At 62.7% G+C, this 14,617-nt stretch carries 9 protein-coding genes and 1 other RNA gene; 6 read left to right on the forward strand and 4 right to left on the reverse strand.

Going from position 1 to position 14,617, the window contains the following annotated elements; all coding sequences use genetic code 11:
* Nucleotides 1-32: 32 nt before the first annotated feature.
* An RNA gene (gene ffs / locus EL191_RS10410) (signal recognition particle sRNA small type) lies at nucleotides 33-129 on the forward strand.
* 245 nt (nucleotides 130-374) lie between these two features.
* Here the strand turns inward: ffs and EL191_RS10415 are convergent.
* The 4 genes from EL191_RS10415 to EL191_RS10430 form a co-directional block, all read right to left on the reverse strand.
* Nucleotides 375-2,126: a ShlB/FhaC/HecB family hemolysin secretion/activation protein gene (locus EL191_RS10415; protein ID WP_041978652.1), complete on the reverse strand. Its 1,752-nt coding sequence runs from the start codon at nucleotides 2,124-2,126 to the stop codon at nucleotides 375-377.
* Between the two features lie 2 nt (nucleotides 2,127-2,128).
* Nucleotides 2,129-8,011, reverse strand: a complete 5,883-nt coding sequence (locus EL191_RS10420) for an MBG domain-containing protein (RefSeq protein ID WP_052435032.1) — start codon at nucleotides 8,009-8,011, stop codon at nucleotides 2,129-2,131.
* 350 nt (nucleotides 8,012-8,361) lie between these two features.
* Complete coding sequence (locus EL191_RS10425) at nucleotides 8,362-8,649, reverse strand: DUF3509 domain-containing protein (protein WP_041978654.1); 288 nt, start codon at nucleotides 8,647-8,649, stop codon at nucleotides 8,362-8,364.
* A 53-nt stretch (nucleotides 8,650-8,702) separates the two neighbouring features.
* Entirely contained in the window at nucleotides 8,703-8,924 is a 222-nt protein-coding gene (locus tag EL191_RS10430) for a hypothetical protein (protein WP_013715188.1), read from the reverse strand.
* Between the two features lie 463 nt (nucleotides 8,925-9,387).
* Here EL191_RS10430 and dnaX point away from each other — a divergent pair, with 463 nt between their 5' ends.
* From dnaX to EL191_RS10455, 5 genes are all read left to right on the forward strand, one after another.
* Entirely contained in the window at nucleotides 9,388-11,490 is a 2,103-nt protein-coding gene (gene dnaX / locus EL191_RS10435; RefSeq protein ID WP_041978656.1) for a DNA polymerase III subunit gamma/tau, read from the forward strand.
* A gap of 80 nt (nucleotides 11,491-11,570) precedes the next feature.
* Nucleotides 11,571-11,897 carry a YbaB/EbfC family nucleoid-associated protein gene (locus EL191_RS10440; protein ID WP_041978659.1) on the forward strand — a complete coding sequence of 109 codons (327 nt, stop codon included), beginning with the start codon at nucleotides 11,571-11,573 and terminating at the stop codon, nucleotides 11,895-11,897.
* 210 nt (nucleotides 11,898-12,107) lie between these two features.
* Nucleotides 12,108-12,707 (forward strand): recombination mediator RecR, encoded by a 600-nt coding sequence (gene recR / locus EL191_RS10445; protein ID WP_013715190.1) that lies wholly within the window; start codon nucleotides 12,108-12,110, stop codon nucleotides 12,705-12,707.
* A gap of 30 nt (nucleotides 12,708-12,737) precedes the next feature.
* Entirely contained in the window at nucleotides 12,738-13,316 is a 579-nt protein-coding gene (locus EL191_RS10450; RefSeq protein WP_041978662.1) for an eCIS core domain-containing protein, read from the forward strand.
* Nucleotides 13,317-13,382: 66 nt separating this feature from the next.
* Nucleotides 13,383-14,531 (forward strand): acyl-CoA dehydrogenase family protein, encoded by a 1,149-nt coding sequence (locus EL191_RS10455; protein WP_041978664.1) that lies wholly within the window; start codon nucleotides 13,383-13,385, stop codon nucleotides 14,529-14,531.
* Nucleotides 14,532-14,617 lie beyond the last annotated feature (86 nt).

The following is a 14,617-nucleotide window of genomic DNA, read 5'->3' on the forward strand; positions in this document are numbered from 1 at the left end:
CGTCGCAATGGCGGGCAGCGTTATGGTGGCCCTGCCGGTCCCCTCGCATTGATCAGCCGTGAACCCGGTCAGGCCCGGAAGGGAGCAGCCGCAGCGGTGACATCGAGTGCCGGGGTGTGGCTGGTAGGGTCCACCTCCAGTTTTCCCTCTTTCTATTCTTTGTGCTTATCACTTCTGTGATGCGGCGGCGTTTTGCATCGCCCCAAGATCTTGTCGACCAGGCTTTCGAGCGACAGCCCTTAGGCTGATGCGGCATTGGTTGAAGGCGGCCACGCCGATAAGCATGGCCGCCCTGTGCACTGTGCGTTCAATCACCCGCGACATCGTCGCCGGCTTAAAAGGCCAGGGGTGTTGCCGAGCATATGTTCACCTTCTCAGAAGAGTTTTAGGAAGTTGATGTAGAACCTGGGCGCCTTGCCGTTATCGTCATCCAGCTCTCTGGCCGATACCGAGCGGGTGAGCGGGAAGGCGACCTCAGGCGATACGTAGGTGTCCTTGAACACATTGATCCGGGCGCCGAATCCGGCCGATGACAGGCTCTCCGAGCGAACCCAGGTCGGCTCTTCGCTCCACACCTTGCCGGCATCCCAGAAGCTGTAGTACTGCGTTGGTACGGCGTAGTCGTTGAACGCATGCACATGGTTGTACTGCAGCTCGGTCTTCAATGCGATGCCGCTGTCACCAGTGATCTCCGACGGGTCGTAGCCCCGGCCGAACTCGCTGCCGCCCACGCCGAACTGCTCGGGTGAGAGCAGGCGCTGGCCGAACGCAGTCTGCGCGCTGCCGGCGAGGTAGAGGTTCAGGCCCGGCATGAGGCCCGACAGGTCCTGGATACGCTGTGCATCCACTTGCAGCTTGGTGAAGTCGGTCTCACCCTGTTCGCGGGACGGGTTCAGGCGGCTCTCGCTGCTTGCCCCCATGATGTCCAGCCCCTGGCTCAGCTCGGCCTTGAGCAGGTTCTTGCCGCCATAAGCGTCGTACCAGTCGTAGCTGGCGCCCAGGCGCAGGGCGCGGATGCGGTCCTCGCTGGAGGGCGGCAGGCTCTTGTCATCCAGGTACTCGGAGGTGCCGTTGTAGTAGGTGAAGGCCGCCGAGGTCTTCAGCGTCTCGTCGCGCAGCCGTATCCACGGGCGGGTCAGCCGCAGCGCGAAGGTATCGCCCGAGCTGTTGGGGTTGAGGAACGAGTAGGTGTCGGCATGGCCATCGTTGTGCTGGGCGAGCAGGCTCAGCACGTCGCCCTTGCTGCCCAGCGGCAACTCGTACTGGCCTTCGACGAAGGTCATCTTGTTGCCCTCGATGGAGCGGCCGGCGCGTACGCCAAGATGGTCGCCGCGCCCGGTCAGATCGTTCACGCCAACGCCGCCGTAGAGTTGCCAGGGACCGAAGTAGCGGCTGTCGCGGTTATCGAAACCGACGAAGCCTTCGTATTTGCGCAAGCTGTTTTCCACGGCCAGGTCGGTGCCGTCCTCGACCGGCGAGGCCTGCAGCATCGCCCGACTGTCGTTACCCGAAACGTCGTTCATCAGCAGCAGGTTGCGTTCGATGGTCGTGCTGGTCGGTGGCGTCTCGTTGCGGATGTTTTCGGCATAACGCTCCAGGGTCGTATTGGAAGGCCCGCTGAAGGTCACCTCGTTGACCTTACCCTCGAACACCTGGATGGTGAGGACGCCGTCTTCCAGGCGTTGCTGCGGGAGATAGGCCTTGGCCAGCAGGAACCCTGCCTTGCGGTAGCGCTGGGTGATGGTATTCACCACCTCGTTGATCTCCTGGATATTTACCCGGTTTCCCTCCAGGCGGCTGGCCAGGGAGGCGAAGGTGCCTGCCGGGTAGCTATTGGCACCGACGATGTTGACCTTCTTCACCAGGAAGCGGGTCATATTGCCGGGTAGAACGGTCATCTCCTCTGGCTGCTCTTCGATCTCTGGAGTGATGATGGTTGCAGGCAGCTCCAGAGTGCCAGGCATGGTGGTAACGGAGTTGCGGGTTCCCGAGCGATCGGGAACCTCCACGCGGCCAGGGTCCAGCTGCCCCAGCGGGGCAGCCACGGCTTGGGTGCCGTCAATCAGCATCAGTGCGGAGAGTACTGCTGCGGCCACCCGAGTGAGTTTGGAAGGATGTGCGTTCATGACTATTTACCTCCCTGGGTCGGAGCGCTGAGCTCGTTAGGGATGAGGGTACGGTTCCAGTCCGGGACGATGAATTTGCCGTTCTCGAAGCGGCTGTTGGCGTAGCTCAGTACGTCCAGCAGGGTCGGTACGGTGCTGGTCGTGTCGCCATAGGACCGGGGTTTGCAGACCAGTTGCACGGCATAGGTACGGATCACAGCCGGCGAGATGGAGTAGTTGGCCGAGACTGCCGAGGGTGATTCGACAGCGGTGCAACGGGTGTTTCCGGGCGATTGCGCGGTGACCGGCAGCGGCGGCAGCGGGTCAGGGGCCAGCGGGCCGGTGATGGTCAGGGTGCCGCCCTCGAAGGTCACGGTGTAGTTGTTACCCGCGGTCAGGCTGCCGTCCTGGCCGATGGCGTACTGGCCGGGGGCTTCGCCGGGTTCGCGTTTCAGTTGGCCCTTAACCACATCGGCGGAGTCGCCGCGTTTCAGGCCAGAGACGCTGTAGGTGAGCGCAGGGTCCTTCTCGCCTTGTACCTTGGTCTTGTTGTCGGCGGTGACGGTCAGTTCGGCTGGGGAAACCTGCAGCTTGCCGTCCTTGAACACCATGCGGTAATTGCCGCTGCTCAGCTCCACCGTGCCCTGGGTGATGGCGTAGCCTTCGGGAGTGACGTTCTCTCCAGCTTCTCGAGTCAGCTCGCCGCTGACTACCGAGGCAGCGGTATCGCCGTTCTTCAGCCCGGCGACCACGTAGGTCAGGGTCGGATCGGCGTCGCCGTAGACCTTGCCCTTGTCCTGTGCCTCCACGGTCAGGGTGGCCGGGGTGATGGCCAGGTTGCCGTCGACGAAGGACAGTACGTAGTTGCCACCCTTGCCTTCACCGAGGCCGAGCTCGCCTTGGCCGATGGCGTAGTCGCCGACGTTCTCGCCGGGAGCGCGGCTCAGTGCGCCGCCATTGAGCACTTCGGTCTGGCTGTCGCCATTCTTCAGGCCGGCCACGCTGTAGGTGAGCTTGGGATCGAGGTCGCCATACACCTTGGTCGTGCTGTCGGCAGTGACGATCAGGCTTGCCGGTGTGATGGTGAAGTCATCGCCGGTAAAGCTCAGCACGTAGTTCTGGCCCTTGCCCGAGGTGAGGTCGAGGCTGCCCTGGCCGATGGCATAGGTGCCGACGTTTTCGCCTTCGGCACGGCTCAGTGCGCCGGCCAGGACGTCTGCCCGGGCATCGCCGTTCTTCAGGCCGCTGACGCTGTAGGTGAGCGCCGGGTCGAAGTCGCCATAGACCTTGGTCTTGCCATCGGCATCGACGGTCAGGGTCGCGGGGGTGATGTAGAAGTCACCGTCCACGTAGTGCAGCACGTAGTTCTGACCAGCCTGGCCGTTCAGGTCCAAGGTGCCCTGATGGACACCGTACTGGCCGACGTTCTCACCGGCATCGCGCTCCAGCGTACCGGCGTTGAGCACCGAGGTCGCAGTGTCGCCACGCTTGAGGCCGCTCACCTCGAAGGTGAGCTTGGGATCGGCGTCGCCGTAGACCTTGCTCTGGTCGTTGGCGGTAACGGTCAACTCGGCCGGAGTGATGCTGAACACCCCATCATGGAACTGCAGGACGTAGTTGTTGCTCAGCAGAGCCAGACTGTCGTTGATGATGCCGTAGTTGCCGACGTTCTCGCCGGCTTCCCGGGTCAGCTCGCCGCCGACCACCGAGGCAGCGCTATCTCCGTTCTTCAACCCGGAAACCACGTAGGTCAGGGTAGGGTCGGCATCGCCATAGACCTTGCTCTTGTCCTGTGCCTCCACGGTCAGGGTTGCGGGAGTGATGGCCAGGTTGCCATCCACGAAGGACAGCACGTAGTTACTACCTTTGCCTTCACCGAGGCCGAGCTCGCCCTGGCCGATGGCGTAGTCGCCGACGTTCTCGCCGGGAGCGCGAACAAGCGCGCCGCCATTGAGCACTTCGGCCTGGCTGTCGCCATTTTTCAGACCGGTGACGTTGTAGGTGAGCTTGGGATCGAGGTCACCGTACACCTTGGTCTTGCTATCGGCGCTGACGGTCAGGCTTGCCGGGGTGATGGTGAAGTCATCGCCGCTAAAGCTCAGCACATAGTTCTGGCCCTTGCCCGAGGTGAGGTCGAGGCTGCCCTGGCCGATGGCATAGGTGCCTACGTTCTCGCCTTCGGCACGGCTCAGTGCGCCGGCCAGGACGTCGGCCTGGGCATCGCCGTTCTTCAGGCCGCTGACGCTGTAGGTGAGCGCCGGGTCGAAGTCGCCGTAGACCTTGGTCTTGCCATCGGCATCGACGGTCAGGGTGGCGGGGGTGATGTAGAAGTCACCGTCCACGTAGTGCAGCACGTAGTTCTGCCCGGCCTGGCCGTTCAGGTCCAGGGTGCCCTGATGGATGCCGTACTGGCCGACGTTCTCACCGCTCTCGCGCTCCAGCGTACCGGCGTTGAGCACCGAGGTCGCGGTGTCGCCACGCTTGAGGCCGCTCACCTCGAAGGTGAGCTTGGGATCGGCGTCGCCGTAGACCTTGCTCTTGTCCTTGGCGGTGACGGTCAGGTCGGCCGGGGTGATGCTGAACACACCATCATGGAACTGCAGGATGTAGTTGTTGCTCAGCAGGGCCAGGCTGTCATTGGTGATGCCATAGGTGCCGACGTTCTCACCAGCCTCACGCTTGACCGTGCCATCGCTCAGCACCTGCTCGCGGGTATCGCCGTTCTTCAGCCCGGAGACCACGTAGGTCAGGGCAGGGTCGATCTCGCCGTAGACCTTGCTCTTGTCCTGCGCCGTGACATCCAGCGTGGCCTGGGTGATCTGCAGCTGGCCATCGACGAATGTCAGGGTGTAGTTGCCACCCAGGCCGTTGTTCAGCGCGAGTTCACCCTGTTCGATACCATAGTTTCCGACGTTCTCGCCGGGTTGACGCACCAGCGCGCCACCATTGAGCAGTTGCTCGCCGGTCTGGCCGAGCTTGGCGCCGGAAACGCTGTAGTCGAGAGCCGGATCGGCGTCGCCATAGACTTTCTGCTTGTCATTAGCGGTAACGGTCAGCTCGGCCGGGGTGACATGCAGCGTGCCTTCCTTGACCGAGGCCTGGTAGCGCTGTCCGGCATAGCCGCTGGCATCGATGCTGCCGCCGACGGTGTAGTCGCCGACATCGGAGCTGGCGGTGGCCTCGGTGCTCGGGGTGACCTTGACGTCGAAGCGATCCTGCTTCAGTTGGCGATCGACGAAGTCGTCCACGCCCTTGACCGCCTTGCTGTTCTCGGAGGCATTTTCCGGCAGCCCGACGCTGGCCGTGAAGTCGGGATTGGCATCGCCATATTCACGCTGGGCGTCAGCGATCTTGCCCTCGAGTTGCGCGGTTTGCGATTTGAGGGTAACGCCACCGTCCTGGCTGGTGTCCTTGGTGCCGAGGAAGCTGACAACGCCGCTCTCGTACTTGTTGCCCGAATGCCACAGGTCATTGGCTTCGGCATCGACGCTGGAGGTGCTGCTGCCCAGGTCCACGACCAACTGATCCGAGGCATTCTCGGCACCATTGCGGTTGATCGCGTTGGAGGCCGCCTCATGGCCCTGATCGCCTTTGCCATCAGTGACACCCCAGCCCTGGGTGGAGGCGGTCACGCTGCCCATGGGGGTGCCCAGGGCAAAGCCCGGCGGCAGCTCGCTGGTGGCTTCGCCATTGCGGGTGACGGATATGCCGCTGGCTACGGCCGGGTTCGAGGACACCACCCAGACATCGCCTGTGGTGGGGTTCTTGAAGGTCAGCGACGAGACCCAGTAGTCAGAGTCGGTCTTGTCGCCGGCGATCGGCTGATGGTTCTTGTGATCGACATATTCCAGTGCCTCGAAGACCAGGTACTGGAACGGCGTGCTTTCGTCGATGGTGAGGTGGTGCGGCTCCTCGCCGGTGCGTTCCCACATCCAGTGCTCGCCCAGCTTGGCGATGGCCGAGGCGCTGACGCCGTCCTGGGTTTCAGTGACGCGATCATGGGTGACCTGCACCTTGCCGGTGTGTACGCCGTCGCTGGAGGTCTGGTTATAGATGAACTTGCCATTGCTGGCCTTGCCCGCCAGTGTGCCAGCATGGTTGAGCGGGCTGTCGAGCAGCACGCTGGCGCCTTCCACGGCCACGTTCTTGCCGATCAGCGCGGTGCCTTGCTGCTGGATGACCGAGGCGCTGTTGGAAGTCTTGATCCAGATCGTGCCGTTGCCGACGTCGATGATCGCCCGGCCGAGGTAGCCGGCATCGCCGGACTGCGAGCCGGTGGGGTTGTTGAGCAGCACGTCGCCGCTGGCGGCAATGTACAGGTGGCCATCCTGGAGCAGGATCGGCGCATTGATATAGACGGAGCCGCTGTCGTTGCGCTTGGCATCGGCGAAGGGATCGCCGGTGTCCTTGTAGACACTCACCGGGGCGGCGGTGCCGTCGGCCTGCAGGTACAGCGTGTGATAACCGGCATCCTGGGCGATGACCGCCGAGTTGACGTTGATGCGCTGGCTGGCGCTGATCTCCACGTCGCTGTTCTTCAGGCCCGAGGCAATCGCGCTGGCGGCCACCGTATCGCTGCCGGGAGCACCGCCTTCGGCCTCGATGTTCACGGTTTCCGGATCCAGCAACCATTTGCCCGAAGCCTGACCACCGCTGGCATTGACCTGGGCCTGCGGAGCGATGGTCAGCTGTTTGCCAGAGGTTTCGACCACGCCCCCCTTGCGTTCGCCCTGGGCACTGGCGCTGCCGGCGAAATGGGTCTTGCCGTCGCTCCAGACCACCACCTGGCCGCCATCGGTCTTGCCGTCCGCCTTGAGCTGGGCACCTTCGGCCACCGTGGTGCGGCTGGCAGCCGGCTCGCTGCCCTTGCCCTGGTAGCTGCCGCCCACCAGCACCTTGCCACCTGCGGCTTGTGTACCGCTGGCGTCGACCTGGGCGTTGCCGGCGACAGTCACCTCGTCACCGAGAATGCGGATTTCACCGCCGTTCACGCCCTTGGCGCTGAGCTGGCCGGTGACAGCGGTTTGTGCGGAGTTGGCCAGAACGATGGTGCCGCCGTCATTGGTCACCGAATCGGCAATGACAGCGCCGCCTATATTGATCACCGAGTCGAGATGCTTGGTAGCCCGGGCCGCACTCATGGCGACGGTGCCGTTGCCGACGTCGATCTCGCCGCTGTTGTGCACGCCGCCTTTGACGTCGGCGTTGACGCTGTTCTTTTCCCCAGGCTCGCCAGCGATGGCGATGTTCAGCAGGCCGTCGCCGTAGAAGTCCAGGGCGGCTTGTGGCCCGGTGGCGAGCTGGACCATACCCTTGTGGGCTTCGATCACCCCGGCGTTGTTCACCTGGGCGCCCAGCAGGGCGACCATGCCGTTGTCGTGCACGGTGATGCAGCCTTGGTTGGTCACGTTGCCGGTGAGGTGGATGTCCAGCTTGCCGGTTTCGGCGAATTGCCGGGCCTGTTCCTCTGTGAGGAAGCCGGCGCTCGCCACCAGCGCGCTGGAGGAAACGTGGGCGTTGGGGCCGAACATGATGCCGTTGGGGTTGACCAGAATCAGTTGGCCGTTGGAGGTGAGAGCGCCATAGATCTTCGACGGGTCGCCGCCGAGCACCCGGTTGAGCGTAATGGATTTGCCGTCAGGCTGGATGAAGGTGACCTTGTTGTCCGGGCCGACATTGAAGCGCTGCCAGTTGATGGTGGTGCGGTGTGTGGACGTGTTCACGTCCATGGCGTTGCCGTGCTGGGTGATGGTGGCCTGGCCGCCGATCACCTGGCCGCCCTCGGGAAGGCTGCAGCTATGGTTGGTGATGTGCTCGGTTTCAGGGGCGCCGTTGGCCGCCGTTGCGGTGGCTATGGCGATGGCCAGGGGGCTGGCCAGGAGAAAAGCAAGATGGTTGTGTTTCATCGTGGTTTCCCTCGACATGAAGTGAAGAAAACCCGGGGTGCTCGTGTTCCTTGTGCCACACCAGTGCTGGACTGGCGGATTACTGGGTTAGTGGTTGTTAGCGGTGATCACCTGGCACTGTGAGTCGCTCACGGGAATTGGTTCGGGCGTGATTTTATTTCTCGTATTTGCCGCAATCTCTTGATTTGAATCAATTAATTTACCGATTTGGAACGAGCGCTGGCGCGCGAGAAGGGACCGGCGACGGCATTCATGACGCCGCTTTACGACAGCTGAATGTCGCGGGGCCAAGCGAAAACGCCCGGTGCCAGGGGGCAACGGGCGTTCTTCATGACGGACGAGAGGGGAAATCAGGCTGTGCGATAGTTCAACACGCTGTCCTGTTCCTTGAGCGTCTTGCGCAGGTCGGCCGGGATGTTACCGGCGCGCACCGCCAGCTCCAGGCGAATCTCTTCCAGGCTCTGGGCGAAGGCATCCTGGTCGGTGATCTGTGGCTTGGCCAGGACCCGGCTATAGACGGTGCTGTCGCTCTCGTCGAGCAGTGCGAGGATGATGCTGCCATCCGGGCGTGGCGAGCTGAAGCTGGCGCGCAACGGATTGAACAGATGATCGACGAGTTGCTGGTTGGTGAGTTCCATGTCCTACTCCATCCTGAGGTTGGCCAGCTTGGACCTCGGGATGGTGAATTGGTTCAGGCCGTGAGCGACTGGCGGGTACGCTCGATCACCTGTTGCAGCGAATCGTCGTTGTACTGACCTGGGTACAGGCGCTGGCTGTATTGGGCGATACCGGTCTTGTCGACCAGGGTAAAGCTGAAGCTGCCCTTGCGTGCGGCCTGGATACGGCAGTCGAAAGGTGCGAAGGCGTGAGTCAGCGTGCTGATGGCTTTCTGGATCTGATGTTGAGTATTCATTTTTCTAGGTATTTCCTTAAAACATGTGCGCATCGATGCGCGTTGTATTGCTCCATGAGGTTGGCCGAAATGCGGCCTTAGCAAGTAAACCATTCGGAGCTTTATTGGCACGATAAAGTTCCATTGTTACGGTTCTTCGGCGTGGTCGGTACGTCGGAGGCAGGCAGAGAAACAGCACCGATGAGCGGCGAGTTGGCCTGGTCAGTCAGCAGGTGGGATCGGGGAGGGCGGCAGCGCAGGGAGCGCTAGACGATGAACCGGGAAACCAGCGAGGAGGTGCAAGGGCCTTTTTGACTTGCAGCGTGGTACTAACGGCGAGGATGATACGCCATTGTTCAAGATTTGAACAGCGCTATCTGCCGAGCCCCTGCGCGCGCTCGAAGGGGTTCGGTTGGCGGATGCAATTTGCCGGTTGCTCCGCTAGGATTAGCCCACTTTTGCTTTCCTCACATGACGGTTTTCCATGAGTTATCAGGTTCTTGCACGTAAATGGCGTCCGCGCTCGTTCCGCGAAATGGTCGGCCAGACCCATGTGCTCAAAGCCCTGATCAACGCCCTCGACAGTCAGCGTCTGCACCATGCCTACCTGTTTACCGGCACCCGTGGTGTAGGCAAGACCACCATTGCGCGGATCATCGCCAAGTGCCTGAACTGCGAAACCGGCATCAGCTCCACGCCCTGCGGTACCTGCTCGGTTTGTCGGGAAATCGATGAGGGACGCTTCGTCGACCTGATCGAAGTGGATGCCGCCAGCCGCACCAAGGTCGAAGACACCCGCGAACTGCTCGACAATGTGCAGTACTCGCCAAGTCGCGGCCGCTTCAAGGTCTACCTGATCGACGAAGTGCACATGCTCTCCACCAGCTCCTTTAACGCGCTGTTGAAGACCCTGGAAGAGCCGCCCCCCCACGTGAAGTTCCTGCTCGCCACCACCGATCCGCAGAAGTTGCCGGTCACCGTGCTGTCGCGCTGCCTGCAGTTCTCGCTGAAGAACATGCCGCCGGAGCGCGTGGTCGAGCACCTGACTCATGTTCTGACCGCCGAGAACGTACCGTTCGAAGACGATGCGCTGTGGCTGCTTGGCCGTGCTGCCGACGGCTCGATGCGCGACGCCATGAGCCTCACCGACCAGGCCATCGCCTTTGGTGAGGGCAAAGTGCTGGCTGCCGATGTGCGTGCGATGCTCGGCACACTGGATCACGGCCAGGTCTACGGTGTACTGCATGCACTGATCGAAGGTGACGCGCGGGCGCTGATCGAGGCGGTGCGTCATCTGGCCGAACAAGGGCCGGACTGGAACGGCGTGCTGGCGGAAATGCTCAACGTGCTGCACCGCGTGGCCATCGCCCAGGCATTGCCGGATGCCGTGGATAACGGCCAGGGCGATCGCGAGCGCGTGCTGCAGTTGGCTAAGGCGCTGCCGGCAGAAGACGTGCAGTTCTATTATCAGATGGCCCTGATCGGTCGTCGCGACCTGCCGCTTGCACCTGAGCCGCGCGGTGGCTTCGAGATGGTGCTGCTGCGGATGCTGGCTTTCCGCCCGGCGGGCGCTGATGACGCGCCAAAGGTCACGCTAAAGCCCTTGGGGATCAGCCAGGCCACTGCTGATTCCCAACAGAGCCCAGTGGCCGGCACCGCTATGCCGGCTCCAGTGGTTTCTGCTCCAGTCGCTCCCGCCGTGCTGGCGCCCGCTGTTGCGATTCCTGCCGAGCCCAGCCCGGCCACCGTGGTTGCGACCGTATCGCCTGTCGTGCAAGAAGAGCCAGTCCCAGCGGTTGAAGCGCTTGCAGCGCCAGTTGCCAATCTGTCGCCAGAGCCAGAGCCAGAGCCAGAGCCAGAGCCAGAGCCAGAGCCAGAGGTAGCTGCCCCTGAGCCGCCGGCTGCAGTCGACGTGCCCTGGGAAACGGCCAAGGGCCCTGAGCCGGCCGCCGTACCCGTTCAGTCCGCTGCTGTCGCTGAGCCTGTAGCGGCCGCAACTGATGTGGTTGCGGCGCCTGCAACGAACGAGATCGTGCAGCCTGTAACGGACACCGATGGCGGTGACGATGAACCACCACCCGGCGACTACGACTACGTGGAAATGGACGCCGAAACACTCGACTACGATTTCGGCCAGGCCGAATCCGCGACACCCGTGGTCGAAGAACCGTTGCCCGCCGCCAAGCCGGCTACCGGGCTGGCGGCAGAGTGGCTGTCACTGTTCCCGCAGCTTGGACTGGGCGGCATGACTGGCAGCATCGCCGCCAACTGCACCCTGATCGAAGCCAATGGTGATGACTGGCTGCTGCACCTGGACCCGGCGCACAGCGCACTGTTCAACCCGACGCAGCAGCGTCGTCTGAACGACGCGCTGAACCAGCAGCAGGGCCGCAGCATCAAACTGCGCATCGAGCTGTGCAAGCCCGAGCAGGAAACCCCGGCCCAGGCGGCTGCGCGTCGTCGTGCCGAGCGCCAGCGTAGCGCCGAGGCTTCGATCCAGGCCGACCCGCTGGTGCAGCAGATGATTCAGCAGTTCGCCGCCAAGGTGCGCGACGACAGCATCGAGCCTATCGATACACCTAGCTAGCAGTTCGTTTCGTGACGACGGCCAGGCAGCACTAATTAGTTTTCTACGACTTGTTAACCCCGAGCACCGAGGATACCGACATGATGAAAGGTGGCATGGCAGGCCTGATGAAGCAGGCTCAGCAGATGCAGGAAAAAATGCAGAAGATGCAGGAAGAACTGGCCAATGCCGAAGTCACTGGCCAGTCCGGCGCCGGTCTGGTGAGCGTGGTGATGACCGGTCGCCACGACGTCAAGCGCATCACCCTGGATGACAGCCTGATGCAGGAAGACAAGGAAGTGCTGGAGGACCTGATCGCTGCTGCCGTTAATGACGCGGTGCGTAAGGTCGAGCAGAGCAGCCAGGAAAAGATGTCCGGCATGACTGCAGGGATGCAGCTTCCCCCCGGCTTCAAAATGCCTTTCTGAGTCAGTGACGCCCAGCCGGCACGCATTACTGCGTTGCGAAAGGCCCCGAGCATCCTCATTTACAGACGTAAACTCCGGTGCTCGCGGCCTTTCGCGCCTTGTACTACATGCCGTCTGGTCGCCCCGTGGTGATGGTGTGCAAAGCGCACCCGTTCGTAGGGTGGGCTTTAGCCCACCAGATCATTGCCCGCCAACTTTTGCAGGACTTCCATGAGCTTCAGCCCCCTGATTCGCCAACTGATCGACTCCTTGCGCATCCTGCCCGGTGTCGGGCAGAAGACTGCGCAGCGCATGGCCTTGCAGTTGCTCGAGCGTGATCGCAGCGGTGGTCAGCGTTTGGCGCAGGCGCTCAATGCGGCGATGGAGGGCGTGGGTCACTGCAAGCGCTGCCGCAGCCTCAGCGAAGATGAAGTTTGTCAGCTATGCCTCGACGAGCGTCGTGACGACAGTGTGCTCTGTGTGGTCGAGGGTCCGATGGACGTGCATGCGGTGGAACAGACCGGCTATCGCGGGCGCTATTTCGTGCTCAAGGGCCATCTGTCGCCACTCGATGGTCTGGGTCCGGAAGCCATCGGCATTCCCGAACTGCTGGAACGCATCGAGGCTGGCGCCTTCAGTGAAGTGATCCTGGCCACCAACCCGACAGTAGAGGGCGAGGCCACGGCGCACTACATTGCGCAGATTCTGGCGGGCAAGGGCCTGGTCGCCTCGCGCATTGCTCACGGCATGCCGCTAGGTGGCGAACTGGAGCTGGTCGACGGCGGTACCCTGGCTCACGCCCTGGCTGGCCGTCGTCCGATCAGTCTGTAAGCCGTCAAAACCCTCCGATTCGGAGTGCCTGTGATCACTGACACTCTGCGCCTTGGTACTCTGCTGCTCATGCTGGGAGCGCCTCTGGTTGCGCAGGCGCAATGCCCGGCCGGGCAGATACAGGTGTGCCTGGGCGGCTCCTGCCTCTGTGTGCCTGATCCGGTACGAGTGCGCGAAGATGGCCTGAACCTCGCTGCCGCTCGGCTTGAGGCCTGGTTGCTGCAGTCGCGCCAGGCTGCACTGAGGGCAGGTACCGAACCCATCCCCTTGATGATTCGAGCGCAGCTTGCGCCCTTCTACGACGATTCATTGCTGGACGAAGTGCGCTTTCGCGTGGGCATCACCGACGAGATGGATGCGGCCACTGTGATGCTGCAGAACCCGGACGTGCAGGCCGTGACCCTGGTCGATGTGGTGGTGTTTCGAGATGCGCAAGCGGCCGCCGAGGATTCCGTGCTCTGGGCGCACGAGCTCTGGCATGTGCAGCAGTATCGCGAGTGGGGCACCAGTGGCTTTGCCCAGCGTTACACCCGCAACTTCCAGTCGGTGGAAGGGCCTGCCTACGAAATGGGCGAGCGTGTGAGAAAGGTGCTGCGCGAGCAGAAATGAAACGCCCGCTTGAAAACCAAGCAAGCGCTAGGTTAGGGTGGCCAAAACAATAACGGGAGTACCCGCATGGCCGCCCCTCAGTCGTATTTCGATGAGTCTCACCAACTGGTTCGCGATTCCGTCCGACGTTTCGTCGAGCGCGAGATCCTGCCGCATATCGATGAGTGGGAGGAGACCGAGGAGTTTCCTCGCGAGCTGTACCTCAAGGCAGGTGCAGCGGGCATTCTCGGTATTGGCTACCCGGAGCAGTTCGGCGGCAGCCACGAGGGCGATGTATTCGCCAAGGTCGCAGCCAGCGAGGAACTGATGCGCAGTGGCTCGGGCGGACTGGTGGCCGGGCTCGGCTCGTTGGATATCGGCCTGCCGCCCATCGTCAAATGGGCCAAGCCCGCTGTGCGCGAGCGCGTGGTGCCACAGGTGCTGGCCGGCGAGAAGATTATGGCGCTAGCGGTGACGGAGCCCACTGGCGGCTCCGACGTGGCCAACCTCAAGACGCGCGCCGTGCGCGACGGCGAGCACTACCGCATCAATGGCAGCAAGACCTTCATCACCAGCGGCGTGCGTGCCGACTACTACACGGTGGCGGTGCGCACCGGCGGCGAGGGCTTCGGCGGCGTCAGCCTGCTGCTGGTGGAGAAGGGGACGCCGGGGTTCAGCGTCGGCCGCAAGCTGAAGAAGATGGGCTGGTGGGCCTCCGACACTGCTGAGCTGTTCTTCGACGACTGCAAGGTGCCGGTGGAAAACCTGATCGGTGTGGAGAACGCCGGCTTCGCCTGCATCATGGCCAACTTTCAGAGCGAGCGCCTGAGTCTGGCGATCATGGCCAACATGACCGCGCAACTGGCCCTGGAGGAGTCGATGAAATGGGCGCGTGAGCGCCAGGCGTTCGGCAAGCCGGTGGGCAAGTTCCAGGTGCTCAAGCACCGCCTGGCCGAGATGGCTACGCAGCTCGAAGTCTCCCGTGAGTTCACCTACCGCCAGGCCGCGCAGATGGCGGCCGGCAGGAGCGTGATCAAGGAAATTTCCATGGCCAAGAACTTCGCCACCGATATCGCTGACCGCCTGACCTACGATGCGGTGCAGATCATGGGCGGCATGGGTTACATGCGCGAAAGCCTGGTCGAGCGCCTGTATCGCGATAACCGCATCCTCTCCATCGGCGGCGGCACGCGAGAGATCATGAACGAGATCATCGCCAAGCAGATGGGGTTGTAGCTGCTGGCGTGGGAGGGGCTTTAGCCGCGATCAGCCTGAACGAGGCGAAAAAGCTCGCCGCTGAGGCGCCTCCCACGGAAAACGGT

Origin of the sequence: Pseudomonas mendocina, assembly GCF_900636545.1 — a bacterium.
GTDB lineage: Bacteria > Pseudomonadota > Gammaproteobacteria > Pseudomonadales > Pseudomonadaceae > Aquipseudomonas > Aquipseudomonas mendocina.

What these genes read in the sequence shown, in the direction of transcription:
- recR (WP_013715190.1), top strand. Translation starts at nt 12,108, where the DNA reads ATGAGCTTCAGCCCCCTGATTCGCCAACTGATCGACTCCTTGCGCATC.
- EL191_RS10430 (WP_013715188.1), bottom strand. Translation starts at nt 8,924, where the DNA reads ATGAATACTCAACATCAGATCCAGAAAGCCATCAGCACGCTGACTCAC.
- dnaX (WP_041978656.1), top strand. Translation starts at nt 9,388, where the DNA reads ATGAGTTATCAGGTTCTTGCACGTAAATGGCGTCCGCGCTCGTTCCGC.
- EL191_RS10415 (WP_041978652.1), bottom strand. Translation starts at nt 2,126, where the DNA reads ATGAACGCACATCCTTCCAAACTCACTCGGGTGGCCGCAGCAGTACTC.
- EL191_RS10440 (WP_041978659.1), top strand. Translation starts at nt 11,571, where the DNA reads ATGATGAAAGGTGGCATGGCAGGCCTGATGAAGCAGGCTCAGCAGATG.
- EL191_RS10425 (WP_041978654.1), bottom strand. Translation starts at nt 8,649, where the DNA reads ATGGAACTCACCAACCAGCAACTCGTCGATCATCTGTTCAATCCGTTG.
- EL191_RS10420 (WP_052435032.1), bottom strand. Translation starts at nt 8,011, where the DNA reads ATGAAACACAACCATCTTGCTTTTCTCCTGGCCAGCCCCCTGGCCATC.
- EL191_RS10455 (WP_041978664.1), top strand. Translation starts at nt 13,383, where the DNA reads ATGGCCGCCCCTCAGTCGTATTTCGATGAGTCTCACCAACTGGTTCGC.